This window comes from Amycolatopsis sp. NPDC031561, from assembly GCF_055580625.1.
This window is the reverse complement of the sequence record NZ_JBVILA010000001.1, coordinates 1089005-1104508: the sequence shown is the minus strand read 5'-3', so window position 1 is coordinate 1104508 and position 15504 is coordinate 1089005. Positions and strand designations below refer to the sequence as shown.

The 15504-nt window shown below is 69.0% G+C and carries 12 protein-coding genes; 2 read left to right on the top strand and 10 right to left on the bottom strand.

Going from position 1 to position 15504, the window contains the following annotated elements; all coding sequences use genetic code 11:
- Positions 1-276: 276 nt before the first annotated feature.
- Together ACZ5IK_RS05305 and ACZ5IK_RS05300 are read right to left on the bottom strand one after the other, a co-directional pair.
- Positions 277-714: a PPOX class F420-dependent oxidoreductase gene (locus ACZ5IK_RS05305; RefSeq protein WP_465486644.1), complete on the bottom strand. Its 438-nt coding sequence runs from the start codon at positions 712-714 to the stop codon at positions 277-279.
- A gap of 26 nt (positions 715-740) precedes the next feature.
- On the bottom strand, positions 741-2012 hold the full coding sequence (locus tag ACZ5IK_RS05300) for an aminotransferase family protein (RefSeq protein ID WP_465486643.1): 1272 nt from the start codon (positions 2010-2012) through the stop codon (positions 741-743).
- 216 nt (positions 2013-2228) lie between these two features.
- Between ACZ5IK_RS05300 and ACZ5IK_RS05295 the strand changes: the two genes are divergently transcribed.
- The gene (locus ACZ5IK_RS05295; protein ID WP_465486642.1) at positions 2229-4178 is read left to right on the top strand and encodes an NPCBM/NEW2 domain-containing protein; all 1950 of its coding nucleotides are present in this window, start codon (positions 2229-2231) and stop codon (positions 4176-4178) included.
- Between the two features lie 72 nt (positions 4179-4250).
- On the opposite strand, the gene ACZ5IK_RS05290 is transcribed toward ACZ5IK_RS05295, so the two are convergent.
- The 8 genes from ACZ5IK_RS05290 to ACZ5IK_RS05255 all read right to left on the bottom strand — a co-directional run bounded on the left by ACZ5IK_RS05290 (position 4251) and on the right by ACZ5IK_RS05255 (position 14005).
- Positions 4251-4943 (bottom strand): GntR family transcriptional regulator, encoded by a 693-nt coding sequence (locus ACZ5IK_RS05290; protein ID WP_465486641.1) that lies wholly within the window; start codon positions 4941-4943, stop codon positions 4251-4253.
- A gap of 4 nt (positions 4944-4947) precedes the next feature.
- Positions 4948-5733, bottom strand: coding sequence for an SDR family NAD(P)-dependent oxidoreductase (locus ACZ5IK_RS05285; protein WP_465486640.1), 786 nt, complete (start codon positions 5731-5733; stop codon positions 4948-4950).
- A gap of 2 nt (positions 5734-5735) precedes the next feature.
- Positions 5736-7448 carry a hydantoinase B/oxoprolinase family protein gene (locus tag ACZ5IK_RS05280; protein WP_465486639.1) on the bottom strand — a complete coding sequence of 571 codons (1713 nt, stop codon included), beginning with the start codon at positions 7446-7448 and terminating at the stop codon, positions 5736-5738.
- A complete protein-coding gene (locus ACZ5IK_RS05275) occupies positions 7445-9505 on the bottom strand; it encodes a hydantoinase/oxoprolinase family protein (protein ID WP_465486638.1) in 2061 nt (686 codons plus the stop codon). Before ACZ5IK_RS05275 ends, ACZ5IK_RS05280 begins: the two co-directional genes overlap by 4 nt.
- Positions 9502-11133 (bottom strand): thiamine pyrophosphate-binding protein, encoded by a 1632-nt coding sequence (locus ACZ5IK_RS05270; protein ID WP_465486637.1) that lies wholly within the window; start codon positions 11131-11133, stop codon positions 9502-9504. Before ACZ5IK_RS05270 ends, ACZ5IK_RS05275 begins: the two co-directional genes overlap by 4 nt.
- A gap of 98 nt (positions 11134-11231) precedes the next feature.
- On the bottom strand, positions 11232-11858 hold the full coding sequence (locus tag ACZ5IK_RS05265) for a pyridoxamine 5'-phosphate oxidase family protein (RefSeq protein ID WP_465486636.1): 627 nt from the start codon (positions 11856-11858) through the stop codon (positions 11232-11234).
- On the bottom strand, positions 11851-13008 hold the full coding sequence (locus ACZ5IK_RS05260; protein ID WP_465486635.1) for an NAD(P)/FAD-dependent oxidoreductase: 1158 nt from the start codon (positions 13006-13008) through the stop codon (positions 11851-11853). Before ACZ5IK_RS05260 ends, ACZ5IK_RS05265 begins: the two co-directional genes overlap by 8 nt.
- The gene (locus ACZ5IK_RS05255; RefSeq protein ID WP_465486634.1) at positions 12992-14005 is read right to left on the bottom strand and encodes a glutathione S-transferase family protein; all 1014 of its coding nucleotides are present in this window, start codon (positions 14003-14005) and stop codon (positions 12992-12994) included. The genes ACZ5IK_RS05260 and ACZ5IK_RS05255 overlap by 17 nt, the downstream gene beginning before the upstream one ends.
- 96 nt (positions 14006-14101) lie before the next feature.
- Between ACZ5IK_RS05255 and ACZ5IK_RS05250 the strand changes: the two genes are divergently transcribed.
- Positions 14102-15478, top strand: a complete 1377-nt coding sequence (locus tag ACZ5IK_RS05250) for a WS/DGAT/MGAT family O-acyltransferase (RefSeq protein WP_465486712.1) — start codon at positions 14102-14104, stop codon at positions 15476-15478.
- The last annotated feature ends 26 nt before the right edge of the window (positions 15479-15504 follow it).

The window sequence follows — 15504 nt, the reverse complement described above, 5'->3', positions numbered from 1 at the left end:
GGGACCTTTAGGGGGGACTTTCACAATAAAATCCCCCTTCGTTGCTTCAGGGTCTTGTCGAGGTGATCCGCGTCCTCGGGAGTGGGGAGGATGTTCCCACCCTCCCCCACCACTCACGAGACCCTCCACGGTTCGGTACCTGGTCGCCTGAAGTACGTGAAGGCCCCCTTCACGCGGCATCGTCGTGGAGGGTGCGCCTCGGGCCGAGTGAGGGGACCTTTGAGGGACCCTGGGTCCCTCAAGGAGGCCTTCACGGACTTGCGCAGGCCCCCCGCCTCAGGCCTCGGGCAGGATTCCGCGCCGGAAGGGCTCGACGCCGACGACGTGCCGAACCCGGTCCGGCTCGACCAGGATCTTGACTCGCCGTTCCCCCGGAATCCGCCATTCGTAGTGATCGGTGCCGACGTACTTCTTCGCCAGCCGGTCCATGCAGCGGTCCGCCTCGTCACCCTCGACGAACTCGACTGCCCGGCCATGGATCACGACCCGGTCGTAGGGATTGTCCGCGTCCACGCACGACAGCGACACGCGCGGATCGCGGCGCAGGTTCTCTTCCTTCACCCGGCCGACGGCGGTGTTGAACACGATGTGGTCGCCTTCGACGTCGATCCACATGGGCGACACCTGGGGCGAACCGTCGAGGTTCACCGTGGCCAGATGCCAGAAGTTCGGCGCCGCGACCCGGTCACGGACCTGCTCGCTCAACTCGGCCATACGGCCCTCCCAGTGAAGTCGCGTGCCTAGACCAGCCGGTCCAGCGCACGTGGCAGAGCCGTGGTGAGCAAGTCCAGTTCGGCCTCCCCGGCGATCAGCGGCGGCGAGACCGCGATCCCCTTGGCCAGGTTCCGCACGAGGACGCCCTCCTCCCGCGCCGTCCGCTGCAACCGGTTCGGCGCGCCGGCGTCGGACGCGAGGAAATCGGCCTTGAGTTCCACCGCGCCGAGGAACCCCAGCCCGGCCCGGACCTCCGCGACCAGCGGATGCGAAGCCAGCCCGGAAAGCGCGTCCGCCAACGGCTTCTCCAGTTCGCGCCCGCGCGGGATGAGCCCGTCACGCTCGTAGATGTCCAGCGTCGCGTTCCCCGCGGCGCAGGCGACCGGATGTCCCGCGTAGGTCGCGCCGTGCCGCAGCACCGGCGCGCCCGGCTTCCCGGTGAAGAACGGCTCGGCCACCCGCGGCGCGACGATCAGCGCGCCCAGCGGGATCGTCCCGCCGGTGATGCCCTTCGCGGTGGTGATCATGTCGGGCTTCACGTCCCACCGGTCGATCCCGAACCAGGTCCCCAGCCGCCCGAACGCGGCGATCACACAGTCGGCGACGAACAGCACGCCGTGCTTGCGGCAGATCCCGGCGACCGCCTCGATGTACCCGTCCGGCGGCAGCAGGACCCCGCCCGCGCCGATCACCGGTTCGCAGAAGAACGCCGCGACCCGCTCCGGCCCGACGCGCCGGATCTCCGCTTCGAGCGCTTCCGCGCTGTCGTACGGCACGTGCGAGATGTCGCCCGGCAACGGCCCGAAGCCCGTGGCGTTGGCCGCGATGCCGCCGACGGCCGTACCGAAGCCGTGCGTGCCGTGATACCCCTGCACCCGCCCGATCACGTGCACCTTCTCCGGGCGTCCGGTATGCGCGAAATGCGCCCGGGCGATCTTGACCGCGGTGTCGATGACGTCGCCGCCGCCCGAACCGAAGAACACCTTCGAGCCCGGTTCCGGCGCCAGCGCGGAGACGCGCTCGGCGAGCCTCAGCGCGGGCTCGTTGGCGTTGTAGCCGAACAGGTTGTACGAATCGAGCGTCCGCAGCTGGTCCGCGACGGCCACCGCGATCTCCTCGCGTCCGTGGCCGAAGTTCGCGTACCAGAGCGACGCCGTCGCGTCGAAGTAGCGCTTTCCCTCGTCGTCCCAGACATAGGAACCCTCACCGCGGGCGATGACCAGCCGGTCGCCGTCGACCGCTCCCATGTCCGCGAAGGGATGCCACAGCGGATTGTGCGCGGATGCCGACGACACCATGATCTTCCTCCTCGAGTCCGTGTCCCCATCCTCACCCGGATCCGGCCGCGACGCGAACACTCCATCGTGCACAGTTCGCGCCGCGGACCTGTCCGGTCTGTCGCCGCAACCTCCGGTGAATTTCCAACACCATCCCAACGGCTCTTGACCAGCACTGGCTGATCCTGTTGTTTGATGAGTGAGTTTGTTCAAAGTTGAGCATTCTGGGAGGAACTTATGCGTCGTCTCGCTGGCGCGCTCGCCGCCGCCTGCACGCTCACCGCCCTCTGCGCCGTTCCGGTGGCGGCCGTCGAAAGCCCGCCACCGGTCGCGACACCGCCGATGGGCTGGAACAGCTGGAACAAGTTCGGCTGCGACATCACCGAACAGCTGATCCGGGAAACCGCCGACGCGATGGTGACGTCGGGGATGAAGGCCGCCGGCTACCAGTACGTCAACCTCGACGACTGCTGGGCCGAGAAGAACCGCACCCCCGACGGGAAGTACGCACCGCACCGGACCCGGTTTCCCAGCGGCATCAAGGCGCTGGCCGACTACGTGCACGGCAAGGGCTTGAAGCTCGGCGTTTACACCAGCGCCGGCACGGAAACCTGCGCGCGGACCATGCCGGGCTCGCTCGATCACGAAGAGGTCGACGCGCGGACCTTCGCGGACTGGGGAGTCGATTACCTCAAGTACGACAACTGCCACAACCAGGGCCGTCCCGCGCTGGAGCGGTACACGAAAATGGGCGAGGCACTGAAGAAGACCGGCCGCCCGATCGTCTACGCCCTCTGCGAATGGGGCGAGAACAAGCCCTGGGAGTGGGGCAAGGGCGCGGGGGCGCAGTTGTGGCGCACCACCGGCGACATCAGTGACACCTGGTCGAGCATGACGAACCTCCTCGACCAGCAGGTCGGCCTGGAAGGCTATGCCGGGCCCGGCGGCTGGAACGACCCGGACATGCTCGAAGTCGGCAACGGCGGCATGACCGACACGGAGTACCGCTCCCACTTCGCGCTCTGGTCACTGCTCAACGCCCCGCTGCTGGCGGGCAACGACCTGCGCTCGATGTCCGGCGCGACCAAGAAGATCCTGCTGAACAAGGACCTTCTCGCGGTCAACCAGGATTGGGGCGGCAAGCAGGGCCGCAAGGTCCGCGACGACGGCGACACCGAGGTCTGGGCCAAGCCGATGTCCGACGGCTCGAACGTCGTCGTCCTGTTCAATCGCGGTGGCGCCCCGTCGGCCCTGTCCGCCACCGCCCGGGAGATCGGCGCCCCGGCCTCGTCCGGCTACCGGGTCCGGGACCTGTGGACCGGCGACGAAACCGAGTCCGCCGGAATCCTGCGGGCGGGGCTGCCCGGCCACGGTTCCGCGGTCTTCCGGGTCTGGCCGTCGAGCCGCCCGAAGGCCGCGCCGCATACGACACTTTCCTTGCGGTCGCCCGAATACGCCGCCACTGACAAGCCGTTCACCACGACACTGCAGGTGTTCAACGACGGCAGGACGCCGCTGACCGAGGGCAGGGTGAAGCTCACCGTCGGCGCGGGCTGGAAACCGGACGGCGGCACCGAAGCACGGATTCCCGCTGTCGCACCGGGAAAGTCGTGGGAGCGCACCTGGACCGTGCGCCCGTCGTCTCCCTCCGGTGACCATGTCGAGGTCTCCGGGCGGATCGACTATCGGACGTCATCCGGGGCGCGATCGTTGTCCATGAACGGCAGTGCTCCCCTTGTGAAACCCCCTGCCGCCGGGACGGACGCGCTCTCGAAGGTGGCGTTCATGACGGCGGACAACGGCTACGGACCGGTGGAGCGCGGGACCAGCAACGGCGAATCGAGTGCCGGTGACGGCCACAAGATGAGCATCGGCGGGGTGACCTACGACGACGGGCTGGGCGTCCACGCGCCGTCCAAGGTCCGGCTCTACCTCGGCGGCGGCTGCGCGTCGTTCGCTTCGTCCGTCGGCGTCGACGACGAGAAGGCCGGGGGTAGCGTGGCGTTCGAGGTCCTCGGCGACGGCAAGCGGCTGGCGAACACCGGTGTGCTCAAGCGCGGCCAGGCGGCGCAGACGCTTTCCGTGCCGTTGAGCGGGGTGCAGGTGCTCGACCTTGTCGTCACCGACGGCGGCGACGGGGTCGATTCCGATCACGCGGACTGGGCCGGTGCCGCTCTGAACTGCTGACGCGTGTGCAATGAAAGTCCCCTTCATTGCAAAATTTGCAATGAAGGGGACTTTCATTGCACGCCCCGAGGCTCAACCCCGCCGGTCATAAGCGGCCAGAAGCTGCTTCTCAGCATCCCGCAGGTACTTCTCCAGCGCCGTCTCCGCGGGCCCGAACCGCCCTCGCTCCAGATCCCGCAGGATCCGCTCGTGCCGCACCAGGAACGGCTCGAAGAACGCGCGCGTGTTCTCGGCCAGCACGAAGAAGAGCCGCGTCTCCGCCAGCACCTGCCGCATGGTCGCACTGACCCGTTCACTGCCGGCCAGATCGCCGAGTGCCTGATGGAACGCGATGCTCGCGGTCCCGACAGCCTGCCAGTCGCCTTCGTCGGCCGCGGCACGGCCTTCGCGCACCGCGAGTGCGACGGCGGAGAGATCCACAGTGGACATTTCAGACGCGCGCCGCAGCGCGCCGCATTCGGTGACCCGCCGCATGACGTAGAGATCCGAGATGTCCTGCGCGGTCAGCTCCCGCACGAACACGCCGCGGTTGAGTTCGTGCACCGCCAGCCGTTCGTGCGCCAGCAGCTGGAAAGACTCCCGCAGGGTATTGCGCGAAACGCCCAGCGCGGCGCTGATCGACGGTTCGGAAAGCCTCGACCCCGGCGGGAAGACGCCTTCGGTGATGCGCTGGCGCAGGATCTCGGCGACCCGTTCCGCTGTCCCGCTTCGTTCGAGCAGTGGCCTGTCGCGGGCAAGTGTCTCCTCGGCATCCACAGTGGACACTGCGTTACCTGACGCCGAGTTCGAAGTCGAGACTGTACCGGTTGCCCGGCATGGCACCGGCGGCCTTGGCGCCGTCGATCGGGAGCGCGACCCCGTTGACGAACCTCGATTCGTCGCTCGCCAGGAAGACGACCGCCTTCGCGACCTCCCACGCCTCGCCGACCCGTCCGGCGGGCGTGCTCGCGGTCAGCTGGTGTTGTTTCGCCTCGAAATCTTCCGGCGACGCGAGTGTGCCGCGCAGCATGTCGGTGTCGATCGCGCCCGGGTTGACCGTGTTCGCGCGGATCCCCTGGTGCGCGTGCGCGACGGCGATCGACTTCGTCAGGCCGACCAGCGCGTGTTTGGTCGCGTTGTACACCGGGTCGCCGGGGCGGCCCATCACGCCGCCGTTGGACGACGTCGTGACGATGCTGCCCGCCTTCTGGGCGATCATGTGCGGCAGCACCGCCCGGATGCCGAGGAAGGCGGCCCGCACGTTCAGCGCGAAGATGTTGTCGAATTCCGCCAGCGTGGTGTCGGACAGGGCTTTCCCGAGGTGGATGCCGACGTTGTTGAACAGCACGTCGATCCGGCCGGTTCCGGCCAGCACCCCGCGCACGAACTCGTCGACCTGTCCCTCGTCGGTGGCGTCCACAAGGGAGTGTGCGGCGCCTTCGACGGCCTCGGCGGGCTCGCGGATGTCACTGGAGAACACGGTCGCCCCCTCGGCGACGAACTCCTTCACGGTGGCGAGACCGATGCCCCTCGCGCCGCCGAAGACCACCGCGACCTTGCCTGCCAGCCGACCCATGCTCATTTCCTCCCTCTCGACGAAACCGCTGTGTAGTCCTCCGGAAGCCGCACCAAAGCCCCGGGTTCTCCGTGATACGTCACCTCGACGCCGTACAGTTCGCGCGCCGCTTCCACCGAGACGTAGCCATCGACGACGTCGGCGAGCACGGCCTCCGGCTCCCGTTCGAACGGGTCGCCGTATCCGCCGCCGCCGGGCAGGATCACGTCGACGACGTCGTCCGGCCGCAGGTTCACCCGGCTCTTCGACGGCAGGTCCGCTCCGTCGGAGAGCCCGAACCGGCCGACAGCCCCCTCGTGTCCCGAGTCCACACCGGACGCGGGACGGCGCACCCGGTCGATGTTCCCGTTGACACTCCAGGAAATCTCGCCGCGTGCCGCCATCGACGTGCGCTGGCCGAGGCCGCCGCGCCGCCGCCCGGCGCCACCGGAGTCCACTCGCAGCACTCGTTCGCGCTGGACCAGCGGCGCCATCGTCTCGATGACCTCCGTCGGCGTGGACCGCAGCCCGCTCGGGAATCCCGTCGTGCTGAGGCCGTCCTTTGTGGACCTCGCGCCGATCCCGCCGGTCTGGAAGACGTTGAGCATGAACTCGCCGCCCCCGGCGTCGGTCCCGCGCCAGATCGTCATCCACAACGCGTCCGCGCTGTGCGCCAAAGCGTTGCCCGGCAACGCCTCGTGCAGCGCGGTGATCAGCAGCGACGGCAGGAAGTGCCCGATCAGATGCCGGGACGCGACCGGCGCGGGCGGCGCGCAGTTGAGCACCGAACCCTCGGGAGCGGTGACGTGCACCGGACGGAACGAGCCCGCGTTGTGCGGCACCTCGGGGGAAATGGCCGCCTTGACCGCGAACGAGGCGTACGCACGGGTGTAGTTGAGGACGACGTTGATCCCGCGACGGCTCTGCCGCGACGATCCGCCGAAGTCGAGGTGGATCTCGTCGCCGTCGATGGTCACGGCGACCTTGAGGACGACCTCTTCGTCGTCGAATCCGTCGGTCACCAGTTCGCTGGTGTACGTGCCGTCCGGCAGTTTCGCCAGCGCGTCCCGCAACGCCCGCTCGGAGCGGTTCATGATCTCGGCGGCGACGTCGTCGAGCGAGTCCAGCCCGAATTCTTCCAGCAGCCGCACCAGGCTGGCGGCGCCGACCTCGTTTCCGGTGACCTGGGCGTACAGATCGCCGAGGGTCTCCTCCGGGGTGCGGACGTTCGCGCGGATCAGCAGTTCGAGATCCGCGTTGACCACGCCCGCGCGGAGGAACTTCATGATCGGCAGGCGCAGGCCCTCCTCGAAGACCTCATTGGCCTCGGCCGAAACCAGCCGTCCGCCGATGTCCGGGGCGTGGCAACAGGAGGCGAACCACGCGACCAGCCGTCCCCGCAGGAACACCGGCGTGGCGACGGTGATGTCGTTGATCTGCCCCGCCGTCTGCCACGGGTCGTTGGTGAGCAGGACGTCGCCCGGCGCGAGGGTCTCCGGCGGGTACGCGGCGACGAAGTGGTGCATCCCGGTCGCCATCGCGTTGATGTGGCCGGGGGTCCCGCCGACGGACTGGCCGATCATCTCGCCACGCGAGTCGAACACCGCGCAGGCGAGATCGAGCGATTCCCGCACCACGGACGAGAACGCGGTGTTGACGAGCGCGTTCTGCTGCTCCGCGAGGATCGAGTGCAGCCGGTTTCCCAGCACACCCACCAGGATCGGGTCGACGCTCATACCGTCACCACCAGGCCGGCATCATCGCCGACCACGCAGTGAGCTCCCGGCGGAACGACCACAGTGGACTCGCGCTCCTCGACGATGGCCGGTCCTTCGACACGATCACCCGGCTCGAGCCGGTACCGGTCGAACACCGCCGTGTCGACAAATCCACCTTCGGCGGGAAAGTATGCCGGACGACTCCCCTTGCGTGCGTCGCCTTCGGCCACCGCGCCCGCGAGTTTCAAGGTGACCTCGGGTACCGGACCGCTGGAAACGACCCGCCAGTTGAGTACCTCGATCGCGACGTCCGGCCCGGTCCGCCGGTACAGCGTCCGATAGGTCTCGGTGAACGCGTCGACCAGCGAATCCGGCCAGTTCCCCGGTTCGACCGGCACGCGGATCTCGTAGCCCTGACCGGAATACCGCATCTCGGCGATCCGGCGATGCGTCACCTTCGCACCGTCCACACCGGACTTCTCCAGCAGTTCCGCGCCCTCGGCCTCCATCTCGGCGAACAGCGTGTCGACCTGTTCCCACGAGAGATCGAGAACCGCCGAGCGCGCCGAGCGGACGAAGTCGAAGGCCAGCGGCGCGGTGAGGAATCCCGCCGCGCTCAGCACTCCGGCCGCGGGCGGGGCGACCACCTCGGGTGCGCCGAGCGCCCGCGCCACCCCGACGCCGTGCACCGGCCCGGCCCCACCGAAAGTGAACATCGGCAGCTTCGCCGGATCCTTGCCACGCTCGACGGCGTGGACACGCGCGGCGTTGGCCATGTCTTCGTTGACGCTCGTGTGGATACCCCAGGCGGCCTCTTCGACACTGACGCCGAGCGGTCCGGCGATCTTCGAACGGATCGCCTCACGCGCGCCCTCGGCGTCCAAAGTCATTCCGCCGCCGAGGAAGTAGCCGGGATCCAGATAGCCGAGCACGAGGTCGGCGTCGGTCACGGTCGGTTCGGTGCCGCCCCGGCCGTAGCAGACCGGGCCGGGCTCGGACCCCGCCGAATCCGGGCCGACGGTCAGCAGGCCGAGCGCGTCGATACGGGCGATCGAGCCACCGCCGACCCCGATTTCGATCATGTCGGTGACGGGCACCTTGACCGGCAGCCCCGATCCCGGCAGCAGCCGGTACTTCCGGTCGACCTCGAACTCGTGCGTCACCAGCGGCGAGCCGCCGGAGATCATGCACAGTTTCGCCGTCGTGCCGCCCATGTCGAAGGCCAGCAGATCCTCGACACCGGCCGCGGAACCGATCGCGGACGCGGCCAGCGCCCCGCCTGCCGGGCCGGATTCGAGAATGCGGATCGGATAGCGCGCGGCCGTGTCGACGGTCGCGATCCCGCCGTTGGACAGCATGATGTGCGGCGACGGGCGCACGCCCACCGCGCGCAGGCGCCGTTCCAGATCGCGCAGATAGCGCTCGGTGAGGTCCTGGACGTAGACGTTCGCGACCGTGGTGGACGCGCGTTCGAACTCGCGGATCTCGGGGACGACCTCGCTGGACAGCGCGATCCGCAGCCTCGGCGCGACGTCCTGGAGTATCTCGGCGGCCCGCCGTTCGTGCGCGGGATTCGTGAAGGCGTGCAGGAAACAGATCGCGACCGCGTCGATCCCGCGGGCGTCGAGCTCGCGGCCGAGACGGGCGACGTACTCCTCGTCCAGTCCTGTGTGGACGGTTCCGTCGGCGAGGATCCGCTCGGGGACGTCGAAGCGCAGATGGCGCGGGACCAGCGGGGCGGGGAGCTCGATGAGCAGGTCGTACAGTTCGTACCGATGTTCGCGCCGCATCTCCAGCACGTCACGGAAACCGGCGGTCGCCAGCAGCGCGGTCCGCGATCCCTTGCGTTCGATCAGCGCGTTCGTGACCAGCGTCGTGCCGTGCACGAACTGCTCGACGTCGGCCGCGTCCAGCCCGGCGACGGCGAGTGTCCTCCTCATGCCTTCTTCGACGGCGCGAGCGGGCTCGTCGTGCGTCGTCAGGACCTTGCCGACGGCGACGACACCGGTTTCGTCGAGCACGCAGAGATCGGTGAACGTGCCGCCGATGTCCACGCCGACGCGGAGCCCGGTCACGAAGAACCCTTGCGATACCAACGCGGAGACGTGTTGAGCGGCGGCGCCATCTTCGCGCGGACGACCAGCACGTTCGGCTCGTCGGACTCGACGAACTCGCCGAGCAACCGGCGGAACGCGCGCCCGAAACCGGAGACGCGGTCCGCGTGGACCCCGAAGGACCGGGCGAGACCGACGAAATCGGGGCTGTCCCAGTCGACGCCCCGGCGCGGCAGGCCCGCGCGATCCTGGTCGTAGCGGAGCATTCCGTACCCGCCGTCGTCGACGATGATCACCGTGACCGGCAACTGCTCCTGCGCCAGCGTGGCGAGGTCACCGCAGCCGAACAGGAATCCGCCGTCACCGCTGACGCAGATCGCGCGGCCGGTGCCCGCGGCACCGGCTCCGAGCGCGGCGGGGAAGCCGTAGCCCAGGGTGCCCCAGCCCATCGGATACGCGAGCTTGCGCGGGGCGCGGACGCGGTGGAACCCGCCGATCCAGTACCCGGCGACGCACATGTCCGCGACCACGACGGCGTCCTGCGGCAGCACTTCGTCCAAAGTGGACAGCAGGTCCGCGGCCTGCGGCTCCTCTTCCTTGATCCGCCGCCGGACCCGGGCGGAGACCTTGGCGAGCCTGCCGACGAGCGCCGCGATACCCGGCCGTTCCTCGACTTTCAGCGCCTCGGTGAGCACCCGGGCGTCGCCGACCAGCGTGATGTCCGGCTGGTAGTTCTTGGCCGCGTCGTCCGGGTCGACGTTGATCGCGACGAGCTTCTTCGGCTGCGGCATCAGCCAGTTCTGCGTCATCAGACCGTCGAAGTCGGTGCCGATGGCGAGGACGACGTCGGCCTCGTCCCACAGCGCGCCGACCTCGGGCGCGTGCACCGGGTTCGGGGCGAGACAGGGGTGGTCGACCGGCAGGAGCCCGCGAGCGCCGAACGTGGTGAGCACCGGAGCGGCCAGCCGTTCGGCGAGTTTCCCGATCGCCTCACCGGCCTCGGCACGCAGCGCGCCACCTCCCGCCCAGATCAGCGGCCGATCGGCGGTGGCCAGCAGCGCCTCGGCCTCGGAGAGATCCGGGATCTCGGACGGCCGGGCATGCGACCTCGGCGGACGACGGGCGGGCGTCCGCTCGGACAGGAAGTCGGTGGGGATGCCGAGGTAGACCGGCCCGCTCTGCGGCTGGAGCGCGAGGCGGGCCGCGCGGTGCAGGGTGGCGGCGACCTGGTCGGCGCTCGTGACGGTGAACCCGGCCTTGGTGACCGGCGCGAACATCGCCTGCTGATCCGACGTCTCGTGCAGCACGCCGCGAACCACGCCGGGCCGCCGCAGCGTGGACGGGATGTCGGTCGCGATGACGAGCATCGGCGCGGCCGACGCCATCGCCTCGCCGACGGCGGCGAGCGTGTTCGCCGCGCCGGGCCCCGTGGTCACCATGGCGACGCCGAGCTTGCCCGTCGCGCGGGCATAACCGTCGGCCGCGTACCCGGCCGTCTGCTCGTGCCGGACCCCGATGAGCCGGATGTCCGAATCGGCCAGCGCCTCCCATAACGGCAGGTTGTGCACCCCGGGGAGACCGAAGACGACTTCGGTCCCCAGAGCGGTCAGCGCGTCGACGAGATGCTGGGCTCCGGTGGGTGCAGGCACCTCGTCGATAGTGCCAGATCGTTCAACGATCCAGCAACCGTGACCTCTTGCCTCGTGAGTGGTAAGGACGGTTAGAACCATCCTTACCACTCACGAGGTCAGTACAGACCGGCCGAGTACTTGCTCGGCTCGTAGTACGCCTCGAGCTCTGCGATGCTGTCCTCCGGCCGCTCGAAGGTCTTCGAGATGACCGCCCTCGACGGCATCGCGTCGGGCATCCAGCTCTCGGGCGACCAGAGCTTCGAGCGCATGAACGCCTTCTGGCAGTGGTGGAAGATCTCGTCGATGTCGACCACCAGCGCGAGCCGCGGCCGGTTGCCCTTCACGATCATGTCGTCGAAGAACGGCGCCTCCCGCACCAGCCGCGCCCGGCCGTTGATCCGCAGCGTGTCGCCGCGACCGGGGATCAGGTAGATCAACCCGACGTGCGGGTTCGACAGCACGTTGCGGAACCCGTCCGCGCGGCGGTTGCCGGGGCGCTCCGGGATCGCGATCCGCGTGTCGTCCAGTACCAGCGTGAACCCGGCGGGGTCGCCCTTCGGCGAGACGTCGCAGGTGCCGTCCGCCGCCGACGTCGCGATCAGCACGAACGGCGACTCCGCCAGCCATCGCCGGTCCATCTCGTGAAGCGCGGGCCGCGCCTTGTTCGCCGTCCGCTCCAGCGGCGGCGGCAGGATCTCCCGCAGCTCCGCCTCGCTGGTGACCTCGATGAACCCGTCAGACAATGTTGTGCTCCCTCGTCGCTGCCCGGTCGCCGGCGAACCGGCGGACGTCGAGCCCGGTGATGTCGATGGCCGGGACCCGCCCCAGGTAGAGGTCCCGCACGAGTTCCCCGACGGCCGGGCCCATCTGGAACCCGTGTCCCGAAAATCCGGTCGCGTAGAAGAACCTCGATACCTGGACGCTTTCCCCCACGATCTGGTTGCGGTCGGGGGTGACCTCGTACAGCCCGGCCCAGCCGCTGCGGATCCCCGCTTCGAGCACGGCGGGCACCCGCCTCGCGGCGATCTCGGCGAGCTTCGGCAACCAGTCACCCGGCTGATACCGGGTGTCGAAACCGGGATCGCCGTCACCGTCGCAGAAGGACATCGCCAGGCCGAGACCCTCGCGGTGGAAGTAGAAGGCCGACGGCATCTCGATGGTGAGCGGCACGGATTCGGGCAGGCCCGCGACCGGTCCGGTGAACACCACCTGCCGCCGGAACGGCCGCACCGGGAGCTCGACACCGGCGAACTCGCCGATCCGCCCCGACCACGCGCCCGCCGCGCAGACCACCGCGTCCGTCCGGACGAGACCGTCGCCGGTCCGGACACCGGTGATCTCGTCGCCGTCGCGTTCGATCCCGACGACCTCGACACCGGTCTTCAGCACCGCGCCGTGCCCGCGGGCCGCCCGCGCGTAGCCCTGGACCGCGGAGTCCGGCGTGGCCTTGGCGTCGTCCGGCGACCACAGCGCCGCGACCACGCCTTCGGTGTCGATCATCGGGGAGAACCGTCGCGCTTCGGCCGGCTCGACGAGACGGCTTCGGACGCCGTAGGAGTTCTGGAGTTCGGCGCAGCGTTCGAACTCGGGCAGATCCGCGGGATCGGTGACCAGGTACAGGTAGCCGTCGCGGCGGAAGTCGATCTCGGCGCCGTACGTCTCGGCGAACGAGGCGTACTCGGCCAGCCCGCGCAGCCCGATCTCGATGTTGACCCTGGTGGTGAAGGACGACCGGATGCCGCCCGCCGCCTTCGCCGTCGAGCCCGCGCCCAGGCTGTCGCGTTCGAGGAGCAGCACCGAGACCCCTGCCGCGGCGAGCCGGTACGCGCAGCTGACCCCGATGATGCCGCCGCCGATCACGACGACGTCGGTACGTTCAGGAAGTGACTCCATCCGTGGCCTCGATCCGTTCGTCCTCGGGCGGCGGTCCCGGCGGCGTGCCGTCGCCGAACGGGCGCCCGCCCAGCTGCTCCCGGTGATGCGGGGTCGTCCAGCCGGACAGGTCCGGTCCCATCGGGACGATCCGCGTCGGGTTCACCTGCTCGTGCACCCCGTAGTAGTGCCGCTTGATGTGGTCGAAATCGACGGTGTCACCGAAGCCCGGCGTTTGGAAGAGGTCGCGGGCATAGGCCCACAGCACCGGCAGTTCGGTCAGTTTGTTCCGGTTGCACTTGAAATGCCCGTGATAGACCGGATCGAAGCGGACGAGTGTGGTGAACAACCGGATGTCCGCTTCGGTGATCGTGTCGCCGACGAGGTAACGCTGGTTTTCGAGCCGCTCGGAAAGCGCGTCCAGCATGGCGAAGAGCCGGGTGTACGCGTCCTCGTACGCACGCTGCCTGGTCGCGAAACCGGCCTGGTAGACGGCGGCGTTGACGTCGGCGAAGACCCCTACGTTGACGTCGTCGATCTCGTCGCGCAGCCGCTCGGGATAGAGGTCGGGCGCGCCGGGCCGGTGGAGACTGGTCCATTCGGTGGAAAGATCGAGCGTGATCCGCGGATAGTCGTTGGTCACCAGCCGCTTGCTCGGAATGTCCACAATGGCCGGAACGCTGATCCCGCCCATGTAGTGCGGATCAGCCGCGTGATAGGCCTCGGCCAGGTACTTGATGCCCAGCACCGGGTCCCGGTCATCGGGATCGAGGGTGAACCGCCAGCTCTTGTCGTCCTGGATCGGGTCGGCGACGGCGACGCTCAGCGCGGACTCGAGGCCGAGCAGCCGCCGGACGACCAGTCCCCGGCTCGCCCAGGGACAGGCCCGGCTGACCACCAGCCGGTACCTCCCCGCCTCCACCGGCCAGCCGTCGCGGCCGTCCGCGGTGACTCGCGCGTCGAAATGGTTGGCGGATCGACGGAACTCACCCGTCTTCGGATCGGTCGGGATCGTCATGTGAGCCACCCTAAAGCGTGAGAGGGTGGTTTCGGTGTGCGTAGACTCTGGCACCCGGCGTGCTCGCACGCCGCCGCGCGGAAGGTGGTCCCGACGATGCCGTTCATGCCCGTGACCGACTCGATGTTCCTTCTCGTGGAAACGCGCGAACATCCGATGCACGTCGGCGGACTTCAGCTGTTCAAGAAACCCGAGGACGCCGGCCCCGACTACCTGCGTGACATCCGCCGGAAACTGCTCGATTCCGACAACATGCGCTCGGTGTTCCGGCGGCGTCCCGCCCGGCCGGTCAACACCGCCGGGCACATCGCCTGGGCGACGGACGTCGACCTCGAACTCGATTACCACTTCCGGCATTCGGCGCTGCCCCAGCCCGGCCGGATCCGCGAGCTGCTGGAACTCACCGGGCGCTGGCACAGCACCCTGCTCGACAGGCACCGGCCGCTGTGGGAGATCCACCTGGTCGAGGGCCTGCAGGACGGCCGGTTCGCGATCTACAGCAAGATCCACCACGCGCTGATGGACGGCGTCTCGGCGCTGCGGCATCTGCAGGGCACGCTGTCGGACGACCCGAACGACCTCGACTGCCCGCCGCCGTGGGGCCGCCGGGCCAAACCGGACGACGGTCGCAACGGCAAGGCGTCACCCTCGGTGCTCCAGACCATGGGGAAGACGGTCAACCAGCTCGCCGGCATCGCGCCCGCCGCGTTGAAGGTGGCGCGGGAGGCGTTCCAGGAGCACACGCTCACGCTGCCGGCACAGGCGCCGAAGACGATGCTGAACGTCCCGATCGGCGGGGCACGGCGGTTCGCCGCGCAGTCGTGGTCGCTGGACCGCGTGCGCAAGGTCGCGACCGCCGCCGGGGTGTCACGCAACGACGTCGTCCTCGCGATGTGCTCGGGCGCGCTGCGGGACTACCTGATGGAACAGAACGCGCTGCCCGACGCGCCGCTGACCGCGATGGTCCCGGTTTCCTTGCGGCGCAAGGACAGCGGGGACGCGGCGGGGAACAACATCGGCGCGCTGCTGTGCAACCTCGCCACCCATCTGACCGACCCCGCCGCGCGGCTCGCGACGATCAACGCGTCCATGCGCAACGGGAAGAAGCTGTTCTCGGAGCTGACCCCGCTGCAGACACTCCTGCTGTCCGGGATCAACGTCGCCCAGCTCGGCGTGTCCCCCATCCCCGGCATCGTGAACAACACGAAACCGCCGTTCAACTTGGTGATCTCCAATGTGCCGGGGCCGCGCAAGCAGATGTACTGGAACGGCGCGTCGCTCGACGGCATCTACCCGGCGTCGGTGCTGCTCGACGGGCAGGCGCTGAACATCACGCTGACCAGCAACGGGGACAACCTGGACTTCGGCATCACGGGTTGCCGTCGCAGCGTCCCGCATCTGCAGCGCATCCTGACGCACTTGGACACCGCGCTCGCCGAACTCGAACACGCGGCGTCCGTCGGGCGCAGCTGACCCCTCTCCCGCGTTTAGTCCTCTAG